This is a genomic window from Duganella sp. Dugasp56 (genome assembly GCF_047304105.1).
In the GTDB taxonomy this organism is placed as follows: domain Bacteria; phylum Pseudomonadota; class Gammaproteobacteria; order Burkholderiales; family Burkholderiaceae_D; genus Rugamonas; species Rugamonas hordei.
This window is the reverse complement of record NZ_JBGLYQ010000018.1, coordinates 120,375-140,046: the sequence shown is the minus strand read 5'-3', so window position 1 is coordinate 140,046 and position 19,672 is coordinate 120,375. Positions and strand designations below refer to the sequence as shown.

Sequence of the window (19,672 nt, the reverse complement as noted above, 5' to 3'; positions counted from 1 at the left end):
CTTTAAATCCGGGGTGGGGTGCGGGGGGTTTGGGGGGGCGGGGGGGGGGGGGGGGGGGGGGGGGGGGGGGGGGGGGGGGGGGGGGGGGGGGGGGGGGGGTTTGGGGGGGGGGGGGGGGGGGGGGGGGGGGGTGGGGGGGGGGGCCGGGCGCGCCGCCCCCCCCCCCCCCACGCCGACCGGCGGCTACAAGACGCTGATTAACAGTGGGCCCAACGGCGGACAAGAGGTGTACCATCTACATCTACATGTGATCGGCGGCCCTCACCCCTGGCGCGGACAACGTTAAGTTGCTCTCTAAGTTGCTCTAAGTTGCCTTAAGTTGCCAGCGTTATATCGATAGCCGCATGACATCCACATGACGGGCTGCGGTTCGCTTATACTGTCGCAGGCAGTTCTCGTATCAATAGATAATTTGGGCGCTTGCGCCTTGCAAGGGGAATATGATGGGTTCATTCAGTATTTGGCATTGGTTGATCGTCCTGGTGATCGTGATGCTGGTGTTCGGCACCAAGAAACTGGGCAATATGGGTTCGGACATCGGCAAGGCCGTCAAAGGCTTCAAGGATGGCGTCAAGGGCGAGGAAGACAAGCCAGCCGCCCCGGCCGCACCGGGCACCATCGACGTCGACGCTAAAGAGAAGAAATAAGCCCCGGGGAGCGCGGCTCCCTTGTGGCTGAAACTACCTTATGATCGATCTCGGTCTTACCAAACTTGCTGTGATCGGCGTGGTTGCGCTGGTCGTCATCGGTCCTGAAAAGCTGCCCAAGGTGGCGCGCATGGCCGGGACGCTGTACGGCCGCGCCCAGCGCTACCTGAACGAAGTCAAATCCGAAGTCTCGCGCGAAATCGAGCTGGAAGAGTTGAAAAACCTCCAGAAAGAAGTGCAGGCCGCGGCCGAGAGCGTCAAGTCGGACGTGGAGAATTCCATCTCCCAGCACGTTTCCGAAGTGGAAAACGCGTGGCACGATACGCCCACCACGCCCTCGTTCAGCAGCGCCACCACCGACGACCTGTCGCGCAAGGCGCGCGAGTTCCGCCGCAAGAAGCTGGTGCGCAACTCGGCCGTTCCCGGCTGGTACAAGCAGCGCCACGGCGGCAAGATGCACGTGACCTCGGGCGCGGCGCGCGTGGCCCGCTTCCGCCCCGGCAGCAACTCCAACTCTTCGTTCTACTAAATGACTAAACCTGCACAGGGCGAAGAGACCTTTATCTCTCACCTGATCGAACTGCGCGACCGTTTGGTCAAGGCGTCCATCGGCATCGCCATCGTCTGCATCGCGCTGATGATCTGGCCGGGGCCGTCGCAAATCTACGATTTCATCGCGCGGCCGATGATCGCCTCGCTGCCGGTCGGCTCGAAGATGATCGCCACCGGCGTGATCTCGCCGTTCCTGGTGCCGATGAAGGTGACCCTGGTCATTTCCATCATCCTGTCCCTGCCGTGGGTGCTGTACCAGCTGTGGGCCTTCGTGGCGCCGGGCCTGTATGCGCACGAGAAGCGCCTGATCGCGCCGCTGGTGATTTCGTCGTCGGTGCTGTTCATGAGCGGCGTGGCGTTCTGCTACTTCCTGGTGTTCGGCCGCGTGTTCCAGTTCATCGCCGAGTTTTCGCCGCAGTCGATCGCGGTGACGCCGGATATCGAGAACTACCTGGATTTCGTCATGTCGATGTGCCTGGCTTTTGGCGCGACGTTCGAGGTGCCGGTGGTGGTGGTGATTTTGGTGCGCATGGGCCTGGTGAGCGTGGCCAAGTTGAAGGAGATTCGTCCTTACGCCATCGTGGGCGCCTTCGTGGTGGCAGCGATCGTTACGCCGCCCGATGCGGTCAGCATGTTCTCGCTGGCGATTCCGATGTGCCTGCTGTTCGAGCTGGGCCTGCTGGTGGCGCCGATGTTCGTCCGCATGTCGACGGCGCCGGAAGAGAAGGCCTGAACACGGCGCTACGGTAAGCGGCTGGATATTTTAAGAAGCACGCCAAGCGTCACGGCATGCAGCGCTAGCGAAATTCCTACCATCCAGTAGAGCGTAACGAATTTCGCGTTGAAGCGCGCAATCAAGCGTTGTTCCAGCGCTTCGAGCTTGGTATTGAAACGCTGCTCCAGCGCTTCGAGCTTCGCGTATATATCTGTCCGCAACATTTCGATCCGGGCGATCATGTCGGTCCGGAGAAGGACCAGCTCGCTTGGCCCGACTGTGGCCTCAGCCAGTGCGTCGCTCAAGGCGTTTGCTTGCGCCTCCGCCTGATCCGGCGGGATACCGGCCTCCGCCAACTTTCTTGCGTACTCAAGCGTGTTGAATTTGATGGGCATATTCATGGTCACTCCCTGATTAAATGGTAGCAGAAACCGGCCTGAATGCGAGTCGGCGTACTACCATAGCGAATCAACGGATGAGCTGTTTGCGCCCACTCAAACGGACACACTCTACTGCGTCATCAAGCCCTTGATCACCCGCACCGGCGCGCTGCCGTAGCTGAGGAATTGCTCGTGGAATTCCTTCAGGTTGAACTTGGCGCCCAACTGCTGCTTGCGCTGCTCGCGCAATTCCATGATCTCGCTGTAGCCGCTGAAATAGCTGGTCAGCTGCACCGACGACACCTGCACCCGATGCCATTTCTCCACCGCCTCGCTGCGCGTCTGGAAGGCCTGGCGCGTCAGCAGATCCATGGCCTGCTCCTCCGTCATGCCCAGCACGTGCACGCTGTAATCGAGGATGGTGTTGGTCACGCTGCGCAGGTTCCACTTCGAATACATCAGCCACATTTCCGGCTCGTTATTGCCATAGCCGGATTCCAGCATCATGCGCTCGCCGTACACCGCCCAACCCTCCACCATCGCGCCGTTGCCGAAGATGGATTTGACGATGGACGGCGAGCGGTTCGCATACACCAGCTGCGCATAGTGGCCGGGAATCGCCTCGTGGATATTCAGGATCTGCAGTATCCAGTAGTTGTACTCGCGCAGGCTGCTCTCGGCCGCCTCCGCCGTTGCGCCATCGAGCGGCGTCACGTTGTAGTAGGTGCGGTCCTGCGGGCGATACGGCCCCGGCGCGTCGATGCTGGCGCCGGCCACGCCGGCCTGGTATGCCGGCGTCGCGCGCACTTCCAGCTGCTTCTTCGGATCCAGCGTCAGCAGGTCGTGGCTGATCACCCAGTCCTGCAGCACCGGCACCTGGCGGCGGATCTCCTTGAAGAAATCCTCGCGCGCCACGTGACGGGAAGACAGCTTGTCGATCACCATGCCGATCTTGGCAAAGCGGTCGGCCGGCTTGGCCGCGCCGCCCATGGTCTTGTCCCACAGCTCGTCCGAGATGCGCGCCATATTGGTCAGCAGTTCCTCGCGCGTCGCCAGTGCCTTTTGATAGGTCTGCTCGGCCGTGCTGCCCGACTGGATATCGTAGGCAAACTTCTGCTCGTACAACTCTTTACCCAAACGGAAAGTGCGACGGCCCTTGCTGTCCATCTGCCGGTCCATCTCGGTCAGGAAGGCGACGTAGCTGTCGACCGCCGTCAGCGCCGCATTGACGCGCTGCGTGAACAGCTGCTTTTCCACCGGCGTCAGGATCGATGCCTGGGCGGCCTTGTCGGCTTCGGTCAGCAGCGTCTGCACGCCGGGCGCCTGCGAGATCGCCAGGCGCGTGTGCTCGCGCGTCGGATTGACGATGTTGGCGCGCGCCGCATCGTAGTAGGCCGGAATGCTGGCGATGCGCTTGAGCAGCGTGCGCAGGCGCTGCGGTTGCGCCGCGTATTCGGTGTTGAGGATCAGGTCGATCGGGCCGGCCACGTTGTAGCTGGCCGGATTCCATTCGAACTCCTTGAGCGTGGTCAGGCGGAAGCGGTCGCTGTCGAGCTTATTGATCAGCAGCGCCAGGTCGGTGCGCTGGCGCGCCGACAGCTGGCTGGCGTTGATGCCGCCGAATTTCTGCTTCCACTCGTCGATGAAGGCCAGTTCCTTCGCTTGCTCGGCGCGGTCGGGCACCGTCAGCATGGCGGCGGTGTCGTACTTGCCGGCGTAGATCGCGCTTTCCGAATCGATGCGCCACAGCGCGTTCAGGAACTGGTTGCTGAGGGAGTCGAACGAGCGGTCCTGGCGGCGTTCCGGCGTCACCGGCTTCAGTGCCGGCCTGGCCGCCGCTGCGACCACGGCGGCGCCGGCGACGGCCTTGGCCTTGCCATGTTTGCCCGAGCCTTTGCTGCTCTTGGCGGCCTTGCCGTGGGAGGTGTGGGCATTGGCCTTGCCGCCGGACTTGCTCTTGGCCGAGGTGTGGCTGGTGGAGGCCTTGTGTTCTTTCTTGTGCGTCGTGGCGCCGGCCGGTGCGACGGCGAGCGTCGTCATCAATACAGCCAGTGCAATTTTTGTCTTAATCATCTTCAACTACCTTGTGAATATGGTGGCCGGGCGCGCCGGACCGAAGCGAAGGAGATTATCACTAATCGGCTCGCTTGAGCGCGTTCGGTTTGTAACTCGGCCTTTACTTCCGCATGCCTTCTTGCAGCATATTCAACATCTCGCCGGCCGACATGCGGCCGCTGACGTCGCTGCCTTCGAGCAGGCTGTCGGCCAGGTCGCGCTTGTGCTGGTGCAGGTCGACGATGCCTTCCTCGATGGTATGGCGCGCCACCAGGCGGTAGATGGTCACCGGCCGCAGCTGGCCCATGCGGTGTGCGCGGTCCGAGGCCTGATCTTCCACCGCCGGATTCCACCACGGGTCCATGTGGATCACGTAGTCGGCCGCGGTCAGATTGATGCCGACGCCGCCCGCCTTCAGGCTGATGAGGAACACGTCGCCCTCGCCGGCCTGGAACAGGTCGACGCGCTTCTTGCGGTCCGCCATCGGCGTCGAGCCGTCGAGGTACTGGTAGCTGATGTTGTTGGCGTCCAGGTGCGCGCGGATCAAACTCAGGTGATCGACGAACTGGCTGAACACCAGCACCTTGTGCTTGTTCTCCAGCAGCCCTTCCAGCAGGTGCGCGAACGCTGCCAGCTTGCTGCTGCCGAGGCCCAGCTCCGGCGCCACCAGGTTCGGGTTGCAGCAGGCGCGGCGCAGCTTCATGATCTCGGCCAGGATCTGGATCGATTTTTTCTCGGCAGGGCCTTCGACGGCGGCCAGCGTTTCCAGCGCCGCGCGGCGCAGCGATTCGTACAGCGCCGTCTCTTCCGCCGACAGGTCGACTTCCATCGTGATCTCGGTGCGCGACGGCAGCTCGGTCAGCACCTGCGCCTTGGTCCGGCGCAGCATGAACGGCTGGATCAGGCGCCGCAGGCGGTTGCGCGCGCCCACCTCGGCGCGATGGTCCTGCGGCTTTTCTATCGGCGCCGCGAAGCGCAGGTTGAACGATTCGATGCTGCCCAACAGGCCCGGATTGATGAAGCGGAACAGGTTCCACAACTCGCCCAGGTGGTTCTCCAGCGGCGTACCGGTGGCCACCATGCGGAACGCGCCCTTCAGCGCCATCACAGCCTGCGAGCGCTTGGTGGCGCCGTTCTTGATCGCCTGCGCTTCGTCGAGCACGATGGTGTTCCACTGCACGCCCGCAAACAGCGCGGCCTCCAGCTGCAGCAGGCCGTAGCTGGTCACCACCAGGTCGTAGGGCTGCAGCGTGGACATGGTCTCCGCGCGATCGCCGGCGCCGAACAGCTTGACGTTGAGCGTCGGCGCGAAGCGGGCCGCCTCGCTGATCCAGTTCATGCAGACGGAGGTCGGCGCCACCACCAGCGTCGGGCCTTGCGGCGCGCGCGACAGGATCAGCGCCAGCGCCTGCAGCGTCTTGCCCAGGCCCATATCGTCGGCCAGGCAGGCGCCCACGCCCCAGTTGGCGAGACGCGACAGCCAGTTGAAGCCCTCCAGCTGGTAGTCGCGCAGTTCCGCCTGCAGGGTGCTCGGCAGCTGCGGCACGAAGGCCGCCTGCGCCGCCATGCGCTCCAGATGCTCCTTCCACAGCTTGTCCGACTTGAGGCCGCCGATGTCGTCGGCCAGCTCCTCCAGCGCGAACGACGCCAGCGGATGCAGGCGCACGCCGTCGGCGGTGATCTCGCCGTAGGCCGACACCTCGCGCAGGCGGCGGTGCAGTTCCTCGGTCAATGCCAGGTAGCGGTTCTCGCCCAGCTCCACGAAGCGGCTCTGGCTCTTCTGCATCAGCTCCAGCAGCGTCTTCAGGTCCATGACCTTGTCTTCGTCGATCTGCAGTTCGCCGCTGGCCGCGAACCAGTCCTTGTTGCTCTTGATGGCCAGGCGCAGCTGCTTGGTCTCGACCTTGGCGGTGACGCGGAAGCTCTCGCCTTCCGGCCAGGCCAGCACGATGCCGTCCGGCGGCAGCTCCTGCAGCTCCACCAGCAGTTGCAGGCACAGCGCCGGCTGGCCCAGCAGCCATTCGCCGTGTTCCTGCTCGGCCGATTCCAGCACCGGGCATTTGGCGATCAGTTCGCGCTCGGCGTCGCGTTCGTCGATCAGCTTGCGGCGCGCCTGCACCGACTTGCCTCCGACGTCGGCGATCACGCTGTCCGCGCCGGCGCCCGGCGCGTAGTAGGCGCCGTTGGCCAGCGGCCGCACCAGCACCTGCATCTTCAGGCCGTGCTGGTAGGGCAGCAGGTGCAGGTGCAGACGGGTGTCGGCCTCCACCTGTTCCATGTCCGGCGCGGCGCCGCCGATTTCCGATTGCACCGTCACCAGCGACGAGATGGAGCTGATCGCGTGCAGCACCTGCTGCTCCGCATGCGCCGGCACGTGCAGCGCGTCGCCGACGATGGCGGCGATGCGGCGGTGCTCGTCGAGGATGGTGACCACGCGCAGGCGGGTCGGCGTCTCCTTGGTGACGATGACCGACGAGCTGTCGTCAGGGATCGGCGGTTGCAGGCGCAGTTCCAGGTTGCCGGGGCTTTTCTTGATCAGCAGTTCCGGCTCGCCGGCCAGCATCTCGACGCGCGTATCGGGCGCGTCGGCCCAGAACAGCAGCGGATGGCCGATCAGCGCCGCCGCGGCGCGCTGCGGGTCGATCTCGTAGGCGAGGCCGCTGGACTGGTAGCTGCGGTGCGCCACCGAGATCGCCTCGGACGCGCGCACATCCTGCGGCGTGAGGAAGTCGAACTGCTCGGACTCGAAGCGCAGCCGCTTCAGGCCGACGGCGCGGCCCTTGCTCCACAGGCCGCGCGCATCGCGCTTTTGCTCGACCGGTGCCACATCGGTCAGGCCGTGACGGTTATCGTAGTTCAGCATCCACACCAGCCGCGTGCTGCCGACGGCGTCCGGCGCGGCCGGCTGCTGCAGGTTGATCAGCGCCGACAGCTGCCGCTGCCATGCTTCCTGCCGTTCGAACCAGACGCTCATGTCCGGATAGCCCAGGCGCGAGCGCAGCGCGTTGGCGTGGCGCTGCTGCTCGACGTCGCCCAGGTGGCCCAGCAGCGTGGCCGCTTGCCCGGCGATGAACAGGTATCCGGCGCGTTCGGCGTTCTGCGCCAGCTCCTGCAACTGCGCCTTGCGCTCGGACAGCTGCGGCAGCGACAGCCAGAAGTACAGCAGGCATTGGAACATCTGCGTCTGCAGGCTGGTTTCCCACGCCAGCGCAGCCACGGCGTCGGTCTGCATGGTGCCGGCGCGGATCTGGCGCAGCATGTCGATCTGCTGGTAGACGGCGGTATCGTGGTTCTGCGGCATGCGCACGGCGATTTCCAGATACGCCTCGGCCGCCTTCAAATGTTTGGGATCGCCGCTGCGCATCAGCGACAACAGGTACAAATGACTGCCCATGCCGGCGAACAGCAGCTTGCGCTTGCCGGTTTCGCGGCGCAGCGTCTTCAGCGCCGCGTCGAAGCCGACGATGGCAGCGCCGGTGGCGCCGCGCAGCAGCACGACGATGCTGGCCAGGTACTGGCTCTGCGGACCGCCGGTGCGTTCCAGGTAGCGCTTGGCGTCGTCCAGGCGGCCGCATAGGATGGCGTCTTCGGCCAGCGCCATGCGCAGTTCGGGGTTGATATCGTCCTTCATCGCCAGGCGACGCTGCATGTGCTGTTCGCAGAATTCACGTATCACCGGCACGGTCAGGAATTCGTGGCGGGCGTTTTGCAGCAGCACGGCCAGCACGTCGTCCTGCAGTAGCGGATGCACGCGCGCCAGCATGCCCGGTTCGAACGGGCGGCCGAAGATGTCGACGATGGGATGCAGCTGCGCCGCCTCATAGCTGCCGAGGCAGAACGCCAGTATCGGCTGGATCTGCTGCGGCGTTTGGCCGCGCAGGAGGCCCATGCGCAGGCGCGCCATGCCGGCGCGGTAGCTGCGCGGTTCGACGCTGTTCCAGGTCTGGCGCATCGGCACCAGTTCGTCGTAGGCGTTGCACAAGTCGTCCAGCGCGTGGGTGCCGATGGAGGCGCGCATCGCCGGCCAGCGCAGCTTGGGGTTGCAGACGAAGCCGCGACCGGTGACCACGCTGATGAAGGCCAGCCGCTCCAGCTTGCGCATCGACTCGTCCAGCGTGCCGACGCTGTAGCTGTTGCCGTCCTTGTCCTCGATGCGCGCCATGTTCAAGTGATCGAGGATGGCGGTGCGGCCCACCGGCTCGCCGATCAGGGCGAGCAGCGCGAGTATCATTTTTTCGTTGAATTCAAGCGCGTCAAATTCGGCGAGCAGCTTAGCGTCGGCCATGCGGGGTCAGTCTTTCAGGTTATCGATGTGCACCGGCGGCGTGGCCGCGGCGTCGTGCAGGCCAAACATCCGTTGGTAAAAGTACAGCTCCGCCTCCAGCGTGCGGATGATGTTCTCTCCCTTGCGGAAGCCGTGGCCTTCGCCTTCCAGCGGCACGTAGGCCACCGGCACGCCACGCTGCTTGAGCGCGTCGACCATCATCTCGGACTGCTGCGGCGGCACGACCTTGTCGTCCAGGCCCTGGAAGAAGATCATCGGGCGTGCCAGCTTGTCGGTGTGGTTGATCGGCGAGCGGGCCTGGTACAGCGCCTCGGCCTGCGGTTGCGGTGCGATCAGGTATTCGTTGTAGTGCGATTCGAATTTGTGCGAGTCCTGGTCCAGGCCCTTCAGGTCCGACACGCCGTAGTAGCTGGCGCCGACCTTGAAGACGTTGTGGAAGGTCAGCGCGCACAAGGTCGTCAAGCCGCCGGCGCTGCCGCCGCGGATGATCAGGCGTTCGCCGTCGGCCAGGCCGCGCTCGACCAGCGCCTGCGCGCCGGCCACGCAATCCTCGACGTCGACGACGCCCCATTGTCCCTTGAGCAGGTCGCGGTAGGCGCGGCCGAAGCCGGTGCTGCCGCCATAGTTCACATCGAGCACGCCGAAGCCGCGGCTGGTCCAGTACTGGGTCTTCAGGTTCAGCGTGTTGACGGTCATGCCGGTCGGGCCGCCGTGGCTGATGACGATCACCGGCGGCTTGCTTCCCTCGGGCGCCGCCACGTCGCGGTTGCGCGGCGGGTAGAAGAAGGCGTGCGAGGTGCGGCCGTTGGCGCTGGCGTAGCTGATGCTGGTCGGGATGGAGAGATTAGCCTCATCCGGCAGGTCTTCGATCGATTGCGCCAGGATTTCCACGCCCTCCTCGGTGAAGTCGATGCGCGCCAGCTCCAGCGGGATGGTCGGGCCGCCGGCCAGCATCGCGATGTAGCCGGGGCCGACGCGCAGCTCGCGGATTTCCTCGTATGGATTGGCGATCGCCTCCAGCTTGCCGCTGCCCGGCAGCAGGCGCGCCAGCCGGCTCACGCCCTTGACTATATAGGTGCAGATGATTTCCGAGGCCGAGCGGAAGCCGTACATCGAATTGCCGAAGGTCCAGTGCGGCGAGGCGAATTCCGCCTCCATCGGGCACAGGCCCTCGGTGCGCTGGCGGTCGCGGCACAGACGGTACAGGTTCCACCACCCGCTGCGGTCGGAGACGAAGTGCAGCAGGCTGTCCGGCGACCATTCCGGCTGGCAGACCGATTCCTCGGCGCCGCCGGCGATGCGCACCGGCGCGGCCGGCGTGCCGTCGTCCCCCACCTCGGCCAGCCACAGCGTGGTGCCCTGCCACGGCATGCGCGGGTGGTCCCAGCTCAGCCAGGCCAGCGAGCGGCCGTCCGGCGACAGGCGCGGCGAGGAGTAGAAATCGGCGTCCTGCGCCAGCACGGTCTCGTCGCCGGTGGCGATGTCGATGGCGCAGATCGTATTGGCCGGCTGGGCGTGCGGATCGTCCCCATGCAGCTCGCGTACGCCGATCAGGCGCCCGTGCGCGCGGTCGACCACAAAGTCGGCAAACCGCTGCTTGCCGGCCCGGGTCACCGCCACCGGAGCCGCGTCATCGTCGACCAGATCAAGTTTGTAGACGCGGTTGTCGGCAAAATGCGAAAAATAGATGGTATCGCCGTCCACCGTATAGGCGCCGCCGCCATATTCGTGTACGCGGCTGCGCACATTGAAGGGCGCCGGCGTCAGTTCGTCGATGATGGCGCCGTGATGGCGCTGCAAGGTGTTGCGGCCCGCCTCGGCGGCGCGGCCGGCCAGCCAGAAGATGTCGCTGCCATCGGCGCCGCCCAGCATCAGCGACGACAAAGGCGTCGCCCCGGCGGCCACGCGCGCGGCGCTGATGGTCGATGGCCAGGCGCCGTAGGGCGCGGTGATGGTGGGTGTGGTGCTCATGACATCTCCAAAGTCGGGTGCTACGCATGATAGAGAATGAACGGACTATCATCCAGCAAAAAAATCCGCGTGGGATGCGATAATAGTCCTTTGACCGATTTTGATTGCCTTCCATGCCACAATTTGCCCCGCTCCAGAATGACACCTTCTTGCGCGCGTTGTTGCGCCAGCCGACGGACCACACGCCGGTGTGGCTGATGCGCCAGGCGGGGCGATATCTGCCGGAATACCGCGCCACGCGCCAGAAGGCCGGCTCCTTCATGGGCCTGGCCACCAATCCCGACTACGCCACCGAGGTGACGCTGCAGCCGCTGGACCGCTTCCCGCTGGACGCCGCCATCCTGTTCTCGGACATCCTGACGGTGCCGGACGCGATGGGCCTGGGCCTGTATTTCGTCGAAGGCGAAGGCCCGAAATTCGAGCGTCCGCTGAAAACCGAGGCCGACGTGCTGGCCCTGCGCGCGCCGGAACTGGGCTCGCTGGACTACGTGTTCAAGGCCGTCACCCAGATCCGCACCGAATTGAACGGCCGCGTGCCGCTGATCGGCTTTTCCGGCAGCCCGTGGACGCTGGCCTGCTACATGGTCGAAGGCCAGGGCTCGCGGGAGTTCCACACCATCAAGAAGATGCTGTACAACCGCCCCGACCTGATGCACCACATCCTGAGCATCAATGCCAAGGCCGTGGCCGAGTACCTGAACGCCCAGATCGACGCTGGCGCCCAGGCGGTGATGGTGTTCGACTCGTGGGGCGGCGCGCTGGCCGACGGCGCCTACCAGGAATTCTCGCTCAAATACATGCAGCAGGTAGTTTCCCTGCTGAAACGTGACAAGGACGGCGTCAAGATTCCGGCCATTGTCTTCACCAAGGGCGGCGGCCAGTGGATCGAGCAGATCGCCGACATCGGCGCCGACGCGGTGGGCCTGGATTGGACCGTCAACCTGACCCAGGCGCGCAAGCTGGTGGGCCACAAGGTCGGCCTGCAGGGCAACCTGGACCCCGCCATCCTGTTCGCCAGCCCGGACCAGATCCGCGCCGAAGTGCATAAGGTGCTGGACGCCTTCGGCAAGCCCGCCGACGGCAACGGACACGTATTTAATTTGGGCCACGGCATTTCGCAGTTCACGCCGCCAGAGAACGTCGCGGCCATGGTCGAAGCTGTTCACAGCTATAGCAAGGCCCAGCGCGCAGCCTGATGTAGTTTGCAAACATGGGGCACGTTTCAGCTGAGACGTGCCCTTTTTCATTGCTGAACGCAGGGAAACAATACCGACTTATGCACAATTTTTTTTGCTGCGGAAATAAAAGGCAGCGCATTTTTCCTAGCCCGGGAGAATCTCGTAAGTGATTGATACTAAACGTTAAAATATGAGGTCATAGCGACAATATTTAGCAAGTCGTAAACCTTGACGTCAGAGTGAAAGTAGTTTATTTCGTCATTGTCCACAAAGTTATCCACAAAAACTGTGGATAAAAAATAAAAGTACTTAGTAAACCGTGACTTAGCCATAATGTTGTTGTTTTGCATGAGCTTTATGTTGCGTTGCACGATTTTTGGGCAAAGTTTTACCCTTGATAACGAAGTTGTGAAGGGATAAACCTTGCCGCTGAGGTCTGTATTAAATTTGTTATCAGAAACCGCGTATTGTGCTCTGCGACATCGGTGGATAAGCACCAAAAAATGCTTGATTTGGGCACAAAATAGCATCCTAAATACTTCACTTATGCACAGACGCGGGAAAAAAAAGCGATTTTTCCGTCTCCTAGGAACCGTTTTCCAAGTGATTGATTTTAAAGAGAAATAATTTTGAATTTTGACCCGGTTTACGGCAGCGGCAAGTTGGATCTCCGTGCTTTCCGGGGATTAAGTTTTCTTTGTCCACAAAGTTATCCACAAAAACTGTGGATACTTCAAAGCGCCCCAGTTGTGGCGGTATTTCCGCCGAATTGCCGCATGAATTTTCTACTGTGACAGGATCCATGTCGGGCCTTTTCCACCATTGCATCCTTCAGATTGCGCTTGATACGCCGCTGAACGCGATTTTCGACTACCGCTGGCATTGCGATGCCGCAGAGCAGCCGCAAGTCGGCCAGCTGGCGCTGGTGCCGTTCGGCCGCCGCGAGGTGATGGGGCTGATCGTCGGCGTGGTGGCCGAAACCGATGTGCCGGGGGATAAGTTGAAAGACGCATTGGCCGTGCGCAGCCAACTGGGACCGTTGTCGCCGGAATGGCTGGCGCTGGCCGGCTTTGCCGCCGACTACTACCAGCGTCCGCTGGGCGAGGTGGCGCTGCCGGGCTTGCCCAAGAACCTGCGCGTGCTGACCACGGTGGCGCTGGACCGCGCGTTGAAGAAGCTGGCCAAGCACGACGTGCCGCACGACGGCACGCCGCTGAACATGCCGGTGCTCAACCCGTCGCAGCAGGAAGCGGCGGACGCCATCGGCGGGGCCGAAGGCTTCAAGCCGACGCTACTGTACGGCGTGACCGGCAGCGGCAAGACCGAGGTCTATCTGCAATCCTGCGCGCAGGTGCTGGCGCGCGAACCGGATGCACAGATCCTGATACTGGTGCCGGAAATCAACCTGACGCCCCAGCTGGAGGGCAATATCCGCGCGCGCTTCCCCGGCGTGATGCTGGCGACGCTGCACAGCAGCCTGTCGGAAGGCGAGCGCATGCTGCACTGGCTGGCCGCGCACCAGGGCAAGGCGCGCATCGTGCTCGGCACGCGGCTGGCCATCCTGGCGTCGCTGCCCAAGCTGAAGCTGATCGTCATCGACGAAGAGCACGATCCCTCGTACAAGCAGCAGGAAGGCTTGCGCTATTCGGCGCGCGACCTGGCCGTGTGGCGCGCCTGGCAGCTGGGCATACCGATCGTGCTGGGCTCGGCCACGCCGTCGCTGGAGAGCTGGCACCACGCCCAGTCCGGCCGCTACCGCAAGCTGGAGTTGCGCGAGCGGGCCGTCAAGAACGCGGTGCTGCCGCAAGTCAAGCTGCTGGACATGGAGCGCGACAAGCCCAAGGACGGGCTGACGTCGCACCTGATCGCGGCGATCAAGCAGCGCATGGAGCGCGGCGAACAGTCGCTGCTGTTCCTTAACCGGCGCGGCTATGCGCCGGTGATCTGCTGCGAATCCTGCGGCTGGATCAGCGAATGCACGCGCTGCACCTCGTTCATGGTGCTGCACCGTCCGGAACACCGGCTGCGCTGCCACCATTGCAGCCTGGAGCTGCGCATCCCGCGCCATTGCCCGACCTGCGGCAACGTCGACCTGCAGCCGCTGGGGCGCGGCACGCAGCGCGTGGAGGAAGGCTTGCAGGCGCTGTTCCCGGAGGCGCGGGTGCTGCGCATCGACGCCGATTCGACCCGCAAGAAGGGCAGCGCGCAGGAAGCCTTCGACACCGTGCACCGGGGCGAGGTCGATATCCTGATCGGCACGCAGATGGTGGCCAAGGGCCATGACTTCAAAAAACTGACGCTGGTCGGCATCCTGAATCCGGACACCGCACTGTTTTCGCAGGACTACCGCGCCAGCGAGCGCCTGTTTGCGCAGCTGATGCAGGTGGCGGGCCGCGCCGGCCGCGCCGCCCAGACCGAAGGCGGCAGCGCCAGCGAGGTGCTGATCCAGACCCGCTATCCGCAGCATCCGCTGTACGGCGCGGTGGTGCATCACGACTACGACCATTTCGCGTCGGCGCTGCTGGAGGAGCGCGAGCAGGCCGCCCTGCCGCCTTATCTGTTCCAGGCGCTGCTGCGGGCCGAGGCGCCGGAGCTGGCGACGGCCATCGAATTCCTGACCATCGCCCGCGATTGCGTCGAGCATCCGGGCATCACGATCAACGATCCAATACCGATGAGCATGACCCGCGTGCACAACGTCGACCGCGCGCAATTGCTGGTCGAATCGGCGTCGCGGCCCATGCTGCAAGCGTTCCTGAAGGAGTGGCTGCTCACTCTGCGGGAGATGAAGAGCCGCGTGAAGTGGTCGCTGGAAGTCGATCCGCTGGATATTTAAATCAGGAAGCGCTGGGCGGTGGCGACGACCTGCTCGCTGAGCGCGCGGGTGAACGGCGTGTCCAGGTTCCAGGCGTGCCAGTTCAGCGCCATGTCGACATGCCGGCCGGGCGCCAGGTCGACCAGCCGGTCCTCCGCCAGCGCGCGCGACACCTGCATCTGCGGCATCAATCCATAGCCCAGGCTGCCGTAGATGCATTCGCTGGTGGCCGCCGACAGCGGCATCAGGTGGCGCGGATACGGGCCCTTCAGGTCCAGCACCTGCTGCAGGAAGCCGGCCATCATGTCCGTATCGCTGGCCACGGCCGGCGCCAGCCGCGCCGCCTCGATGGAAAAGCCGTCGCCGAACCAATGGCCGGCAAACACCGGCGTCGCCACGCAGACGTAGCGCATCTTGCCCAGCGGCGTGATGTCCGGGCCGTTGGCGTGCGGGCTGGCGTGCTCCTGGGCGGCGGCCACGCAGCCGAACACGCTGCCTTCCTGCACCAGGTGCAGCGCCATCTCCTGCGTGGCCAGCTGCACGTTCAGCTGGCAGCGCGGCGGCGACAGCAGCGGTTGCAAGCTCATCGGGAACCAGGTCGCCAGGCTGGCGGCATCCACCGCCAGCGCGATCTCCGGCATGCTGACCTTGTTGCCCAGGTCGATATCCAGCGCCGCTTCCATCAGCTTGACGTTGCGGTGGTGCGACACCAGCCTTTGCCCCAGTCCGGTCGGGACGGCGGGCTGGCCGCGTACGATCAGCAGCCGGCCGGCGGCATCCTCCAGCGCCTTGATGCGCTGCGATACGGCGGACTGGCTGATGCCCAGCGCCAGCGCGGCCTTTTCGAAGCTGCCCTGGCTGGCAACGGCGTCCAGCACGGCCAGCGCGCGATAGTCCAAGGATCCCATAAGCAACACTTATAAAAATAGAAAACGATAAGCGATACTAATACTGTTTTGCCCGCAAGTAAAACTCGATTGCGCAATCGGAGTAGACTATTCCCTATGAAAACCCTACGAACCGAAGTCGCCGTGATCGGTGCCGGCACGGCCGGCATGACGGCCTACCGCGCCGCCACCACCGGCGGCAAGAAAACGTTGCTGATCGAAGGTAACGTCTACGGCACCACCTGCGCGCGCGTCGGCTGCATGCCGAGCAAGCTGCTGATCGCGGCGGCCGAGGCGGCGCACATGCTGCAGGCGGCGCCGGCGTTCGGCGTGCATCCGGGCGAAGTGCGCATCGATGGCAAGGCCGTCATGGCGCGCGTGCGCAGCGAGCGCGACCGCTTTGTCGGCTTCGTGGTCGAGAGCGTCGACGGCTATCCGGCCGAGGACAAGCTGCACGGCCACGCGCGCTTCCTCAGCCCGACCCAATTGCAGGTCGACGAGCACACGCTGGTCGAGGCCGAGCGTTTCATCATCGCCAGCGGTTCGACGCCCATCGTGCCCGACGAATGGCGCGCCGCCGGCGAACGCGTGATCACCAGCGACGATGTGTTCTATTGGGACGACTTGCCGGAATCGATCGCCGTGGCCGGCACCGGCGTCATCGGGCTGGAGCTGGGCCAGGCGCTGGCGCGGCTGGGCGTGCGCGTGACCGTGTTCGGACGCGGCGGCAGCGTCGCGCAGCTGACCGATCCGGAAGTGCTGGAGGTGGCGCGCCACGCCATGATGGACGAGCTGGATGTGCGCTTCAAGACCCGCGTGGTGCGCGTCGAGCGCGACGGCGACGGCCTGGCCGTCACCAGCGAGGACGCCAACGGCGAGCAGCGCACCGAACGCTTCAGCTACCTGCTGTCGGCCATCGGCCGGCGGCCGAACGTGCACAAGCTGGGCCTGGAAAACACCGGCCTGGAGCGCGATCACCACGGCATTCCGCTGTACGACAAGCGCACCATGCAATGTGGGCAGAGCGCCATCTTCATCGCCGGCGACGCCGACAACGAGCGTCCGCAATTGCCGGAGGCGGCCGATCAGGGCCGCATCGCCGGCGACAACGCGGCCCGCTATCCGGCGGTCCAGCCCGGCCTGCGCCGCACGCCGCTGACGATCGCCTTCACCGAGCCGCAGATCGCCACGCTGGGCGCCAGCTACGGGGAATTGTGCGTCAGCCACGCCGGCCGCTTCGCCGTCGGCAAGGTGTCGTTCCACAACCAGGGCCGCAGCCGTGTGATGTTGCAAAACAAGGGTCTGCTGCGGGTGTACGCCGAGTACGGCAGCGGCGTTTTCCTGGGGGCCGAGATGGCGGGGCCGCGTGCCGAGCACATCGGCCATCTGCTGTCCTGGGCCTGCCAGGCCGGGTTGACCGTCAGCGCCATGCTGGACATGCCGTTCTACCATCCGGTGGTGGAAGAAGGCGTGCGCACCGCGCTGCGCGACCTGTCGCACCACCTGGCCAACGCGCCGGCGCATGACTGCGCATGCGTCGATAGCACTCCCGCACCGTAAAACCGCAGGCTGTCAGTTGAGCATGGCGTCCAGGCGGCCTTGCGCGGCCAAGTCGCGCAGCACGCGGATGGTGTCGATGTCCGATTCCTGGTAGGCCGAACGGCGGAATTCATCGTACATCGCGTTGGCGGCGTCAGTCGCCGCGTCGTGGCCGTCTTCGTACTGGAAGCGCACGTACAGCGTGTCGTCGGTCGGCGTTTCGATCGTCATCGTCAGGCTCGATTCGCTGATGTCCTGCTGCGCCGCGACCTGGTAGCGCACCTTGCGCATCGGTTCCAGCAGCACGCGGTCTTCAATGACCAGGTCGCCGTAGCGCAGGCGGCGGCGGAAGCCGTTGTCGCTGCGCTCGTCGATCATGCATTCGTCCAGGTGCGGCACAAACAGCTTCGGCGATTCGGCCCGCAGCACCAGGCCGCTCCACAGCTGCTTGATGCTCAGCGCATCGATCAGCGGGTTGAGTGGATCGTTAATTTCAATTAAATGTTCGAATTTCATAGTACTAACCGTAAAAGCGCGACGCCCCCGGGCGCCAATCCCGCATGGTAACGCAAATGCCGCCCGTGCTTCATGCGGCGCATCAGTACTGCTCCCAGGCGGGATCGGTGCTGAAGCGCCGGGAAAAGAAATCGATGAAGGCCCGGCTCTTGGGCGGCAGGAACTTCCGGTTCAGGTAGACCGCTGAAATCATCGACTCGTCGGACTGGTAGCCGGGCATGATGCGTACCAGTTCCCCGCTGCGCAGTTGCTCGCTAACGTGCCAGGTCGCCAGCAGCGCGATGCCCAGGTCGTCGACGGCGGCGTCGCGCACCGCCAGGCCGCTGTCGCTGCGCAGGCGGCCGCTGACGCGCAGGTTCAATTCCTTGCCGTCCGGGTCGCGCAAATGCCATGGATCCATCGCCTGCATCACCAGGCACTGATGCCGCGTCAGCTCGGATGGATGTTGGGGCGTGCCGTGTTGCTTCAAGTAGGCCGGCGACGCGCACAGCACCGTGCGGCTGCGCGCCAGTGGCCGCATCACCAGGGCCGAGTCGCGCAGCGGGCCGATGCGGATCGCGACGTCGATGCCGTCGGCCGCCAGGTCGTGATGGCTGTCGGCCAGGCGCAGGTCCAGCTGCACGTCGGGATAGCTGCGCAGGAATTCGGCGATCGCCGGCATGATGTGGGCGCGGCCGAAGGTGACCGATGAGGCCACCCGCAGCAGGCCGCGCACCTGCGCGTTGCCGCCGCCGACCGACGCCATCGCCTGCTCGGCGGAATCGAGCAGGACCCGGGCCTGCTCGAGGAAGGCCTCGCCCTCCTGCGTGACGGTGATCTGGCGCGTGGTCCGGTGCAGCAGGCGCGCGCCCAGCTGCGTTTCCAGCTGCGCCATGCGGGCGCTGGAGGCGGCCGGCGACAGGCCGAATTCGCGCCCGGCGGCGGACAGGTTGCGGGTGACGCATACCCGCACAAACAGTGCCACGTCGGTCAGGTCCAGGGCCATTTGATTGTTTTGGTGAAGAATGATTTCATCATTATGCCAATTATCAAACTAAATCAGGCGATCCATACTGCGTCCATCCAAACTTATTCAGAGGAAACGCCATGAAAGCCATCGCCGTCAGCAACACCGCCCTGCAGGACGTGGAAATCGCCGTTCCGGCCGCCACCGGCCGCGATCTGCTGGTCAAGATCGAAGCCATTTCCGTCAATCCGATCGACACCAAGGTGCGCGCCGGCGAAGCGGCCGGCGCCGCCCCGCGCGTGCTGGGCTGGGATGCGGCCGGCACCGTCACCGCCGTCGGCCCGGACGCGACCTTGTTCAAGGTCGGCGACACCGTGTATTACGCCGGCAGCATCGTGCGCCCCGGCGCCAACAGCGAGTTCCACCTGGTCGACGAGCGCATCGTCGGCCGCAAGCCGGCCAGCCTGGACTTCGACCACGCCGCCGCCCTGCCGCTGACCTCGATCACGGCCTGGGAAGCGCTGTTCGACCGGCTGGCCATCCGCCGCGACGGCGGCGATGCCGGCAAGAGCGTGCTGATTATTGGTGGCGCCGGCGGCGTCGGCTCGATCGCCATCCAGCTGGCCAAACAGCTGGCTGGCCTGAAGGTGATCGCCACCGCGTCCCGCCCGGAATCGGCCCAGTGGGTGCGCGAGCTGGGCGCCGACCACGTGATCGACCACAACGGCGACATGGCGGCGCAGCTGCTGGCGCTGGACGTCAATGCCGTCGACTACGTGATGTGCCTGAGCGACACCGATCCGCACTTCGACGCCATCGCGCAGGTGATCGCGCCGCAGGGCAAGGTGGTCAGCATCGTCCACAACACCGCGCCGCTGGACATGGACAAGCTGTTCGCCAAGAGCGTGACCTGGGTCTGGGAAATGATGTTTGCCCGCTCGATGTTCGGCACGCCGGACGTGATCGAACAGCACAAGCTGCTCAACGAAGTGGCGGCGCTGATCGACGCCGGCAAGCTGAAAACCACCCTGGGCGAGGTCTACGGCAAGATCAGCGCCGCCAACCTGCGCCGCGCGCACGAGGCGCTGGAAGGCCGCCGCACCATCGGCAAGATCGTGCTGTCCGGATTCTGAGCGGCGGCGCTGCTACAATGGCTGATTGTTCCTCAGCCATTTTCCCAGCCATA

At 64.7% G+C, this 19,672-nt stretch carries 15 protein-coding genes and 1 pseudogene; 8 read left to right on the top strand and 8 right to left on the bottom strand.

Features of this window, described 5'->3' with window-relative positions; genetic code table 11:
- Positions 1-169: 169 nt before the first annotated feature.
- The 4 genes and pseudogenes from ACCD07_RS14680 to tatC form a co-directional block, all read left to right on the top strand.
- A pseudogene (locus ACCD07_RS14680) lies at positions 170-286 on the top strand (HIT domain-containing protein); the annotation flags it as partial.
- Positions 287-443: 157 nt separating this feature from the next.
- Positions 444-647, top strand: a complete 204-nt coding sequence (gene tatA / locus ACCD07_RS14675) for a Sec-independent protein translocase subunit TatA (protein WP_176653498.1) — start codon at positions 444-446, stop codon at positions 645-647.
- 40 nt (positions 648-687) lie between these two features.
- The gene (tatB, locus tag ACCD07_RS14670; RefSeq protein ID WP_176653377.1) at positions 688-1,176 is read left to right on the top strand and encodes a Sec-independent protein translocase protein TatB; all 489 of its coding nucleotides are present in this window, start codon (positions 688-690) and stop codon (positions 1,174-1,176) included.
- Positions 1,177-1,932 carry a twin-arginine translocase subunit TatC gene (gene tatC / locus ACCD07_RS14665; protein WP_413447761.1) on the top strand — a complete coding sequence of 252 codons (756 nt, stop codon included), beginning with the start codon at positions 1,177-1,179 and terminating at the stop codon, positions 1,930-1,932.
- Positions 1,933-1,940: 8 nt separating this feature from the next.
- Here the strand turns inward: tatC and ACCD07_RS14660 are convergent, their stop codons facing one another.
- From ACCD07_RS14660 to ACCD07_RS14645, 4 genes are all read right to left on the bottom strand, one after another.
- On the bottom strand, positions 1,941-2,315 hold the full coding sequence (locus tag ACCD07_RS14660) for a hypothetical protein (protein ID WP_413447760.1): 375 nt from the start codon (positions 2,313-2,315) through the stop codon (positions 1,941-1,943).
- Positions 2,316-2,423: 108 nt separating this feature from the next.
- Positions 2,424-4,367 carry a DUF885 domain-containing protein gene (locus ACCD07_RS14655; RefSeq protein WP_413447759.1) on the bottom strand — a complete coding sequence of 648 codons (1,944 nt, stop codon included), beginning with the start codon at positions 4,365-4,367 and terminating at the stop codon, positions 2,424-2,426.
- A gap of 103 nt (positions 4,368-4,470) precedes the next feature.
- A complete protein-coding gene (locus tag ACCD07_RS14650) occupies positions 4,471-8,634 on the bottom strand; it encodes an SNF2-related protein (RefSeq protein WP_413447758.1) in 4,164 nt (1,387 codons plus the stop codon).
- Positions 8,635-8,640: 6 nt separating this feature from the next.
- Positions 8,641-10,605 carry a prolyl oligopeptidase family serine peptidase gene (locus tag ACCD07_RS14645; RefSeq protein ID WP_413447757.1) on the bottom strand — a complete coding sequence of 655 codons (1,965 nt, stop codon included), beginning with the start codon at positions 10,603-10,605 and terminating at the stop codon, positions 8,641-8,643.
- A gap of 113 nt (positions 10,606-10,718) precedes the next feature.
- On the opposite strand from ACCD07_RS14645, the gene hemE reads away from it, so the two are divergent.
- Positions 10,719-11,801, top strand: coding sequence for a uroporphyrinogen decarboxylase (gene hemE, locus ACCD07_RS14640; RefSeq protein WP_176653383.1), 1,083 nt, complete (start codon positions 10,719-10,721; stop codon positions 11,799-11,801).
- Between the two features lie 567 nt (positions 11,802-12,368).
- On the opposite strand, the gene ACCD07_RS14635 is transcribed toward hemE, so the two are convergent.
- A complete protein-coding gene (locus ACCD07_RS14635; RefSeq protein WP_176653384.1) occupies positions 12,369-12,587 on the bottom strand; it encodes a hypothetical protein in 219 nt (72 codons plus the stop codon).
- Between ACCD07_RS14635 and ACCD07_RS14630 the strand changes: the two genes are divergently transcribed.
- A complete protein-coding gene (locus tag ACCD07_RS14630; protein WP_413447756.1) occupies positions 12,586-14,619 on the top strand; it encodes a primosomal protein N' in 2,034 nt (677 codons plus the stop codon). The two genes, ACCD07_RS14635 and ACCD07_RS14630, sit on opposite strands and share 2 nt — an antisense overlap.
- Here the strand turns inward: ACCD07_RS14630 and ACCD07_RS14625 are convergent.
- Positions 14,616-15,506, bottom strand: a complete 891-nt coding sequence (locus ACCD07_RS14625; RefSeq protein WP_413447755.1) for an ArgP/LysG family DNA-binding transcriptional regulator — start codon at positions 15,504-15,506, stop codon at positions 14,616-14,618. The two genes, ACCD07_RS14630 and ACCD07_RS14625, sit on opposite strands and share 4 nt — an antisense overlap.
- Before the next feature lie 96 nt (positions 15,507-15,602).
- Between ACCD07_RS14625 and ACCD07_RS14620 the strand changes: the two genes are divergently transcribed.
- Complete coding sequence (locus ACCD07_RS14620) at positions 15,603-17,045, top strand: dihydrolipoyl dehydrogenase (RefSeq protein WP_413447754.1); 1,443 nt, start codon at positions 15,603-15,605, stop codon at positions 17,043-17,045.
- A gap of 12 nt (positions 17,046-17,057) precedes the next feature.
- Here ACCD07_RS14620 and ACCD07_RS14615 read toward each other — a convergent pair whose 3' ends face one another.
- Both ACCD07_RS14615 and ACCD07_RS14610 read right to left on the bottom strand, forming a co-directional pair.
- Positions 17,058-17,540, bottom strand: coding sequence for an SRPBCC family protein (locus ACCD07_RS14615; RefSeq protein WP_176653388.1), 483 nt, complete (start codon positions 17,538-17,540; stop codon positions 17,058-17,060).
- 82 nt (positions 17,541-17,622) lie between these two features.
- Positions 17,623-18,525: a LysR family transcriptional regulator gene (locus ACCD07_RS14610; protein ID WP_413447753.1), complete on the bottom strand. Its 903-nt coding sequence runs from the start codon at positions 18,523-18,525 to the stop codon at positions 17,623-17,625.
- Between the two features lie 101 nt (positions 18,526-18,626).
- Between ACCD07_RS14610 and ACCD07_RS14605 the strand changes: the two genes are divergently transcribed.
- Positions 18,627-19,619, top strand: coding sequence for a zinc-binding alcohol dehydrogenase family protein (locus tag ACCD07_RS14605; protein ID WP_176653390.1), 993 nt, complete (start codon positions 18,627-18,629; stop codon positions 19,617-19,619).
- Positions 19,620-19,672: the final 53 nt, after the last annotated feature.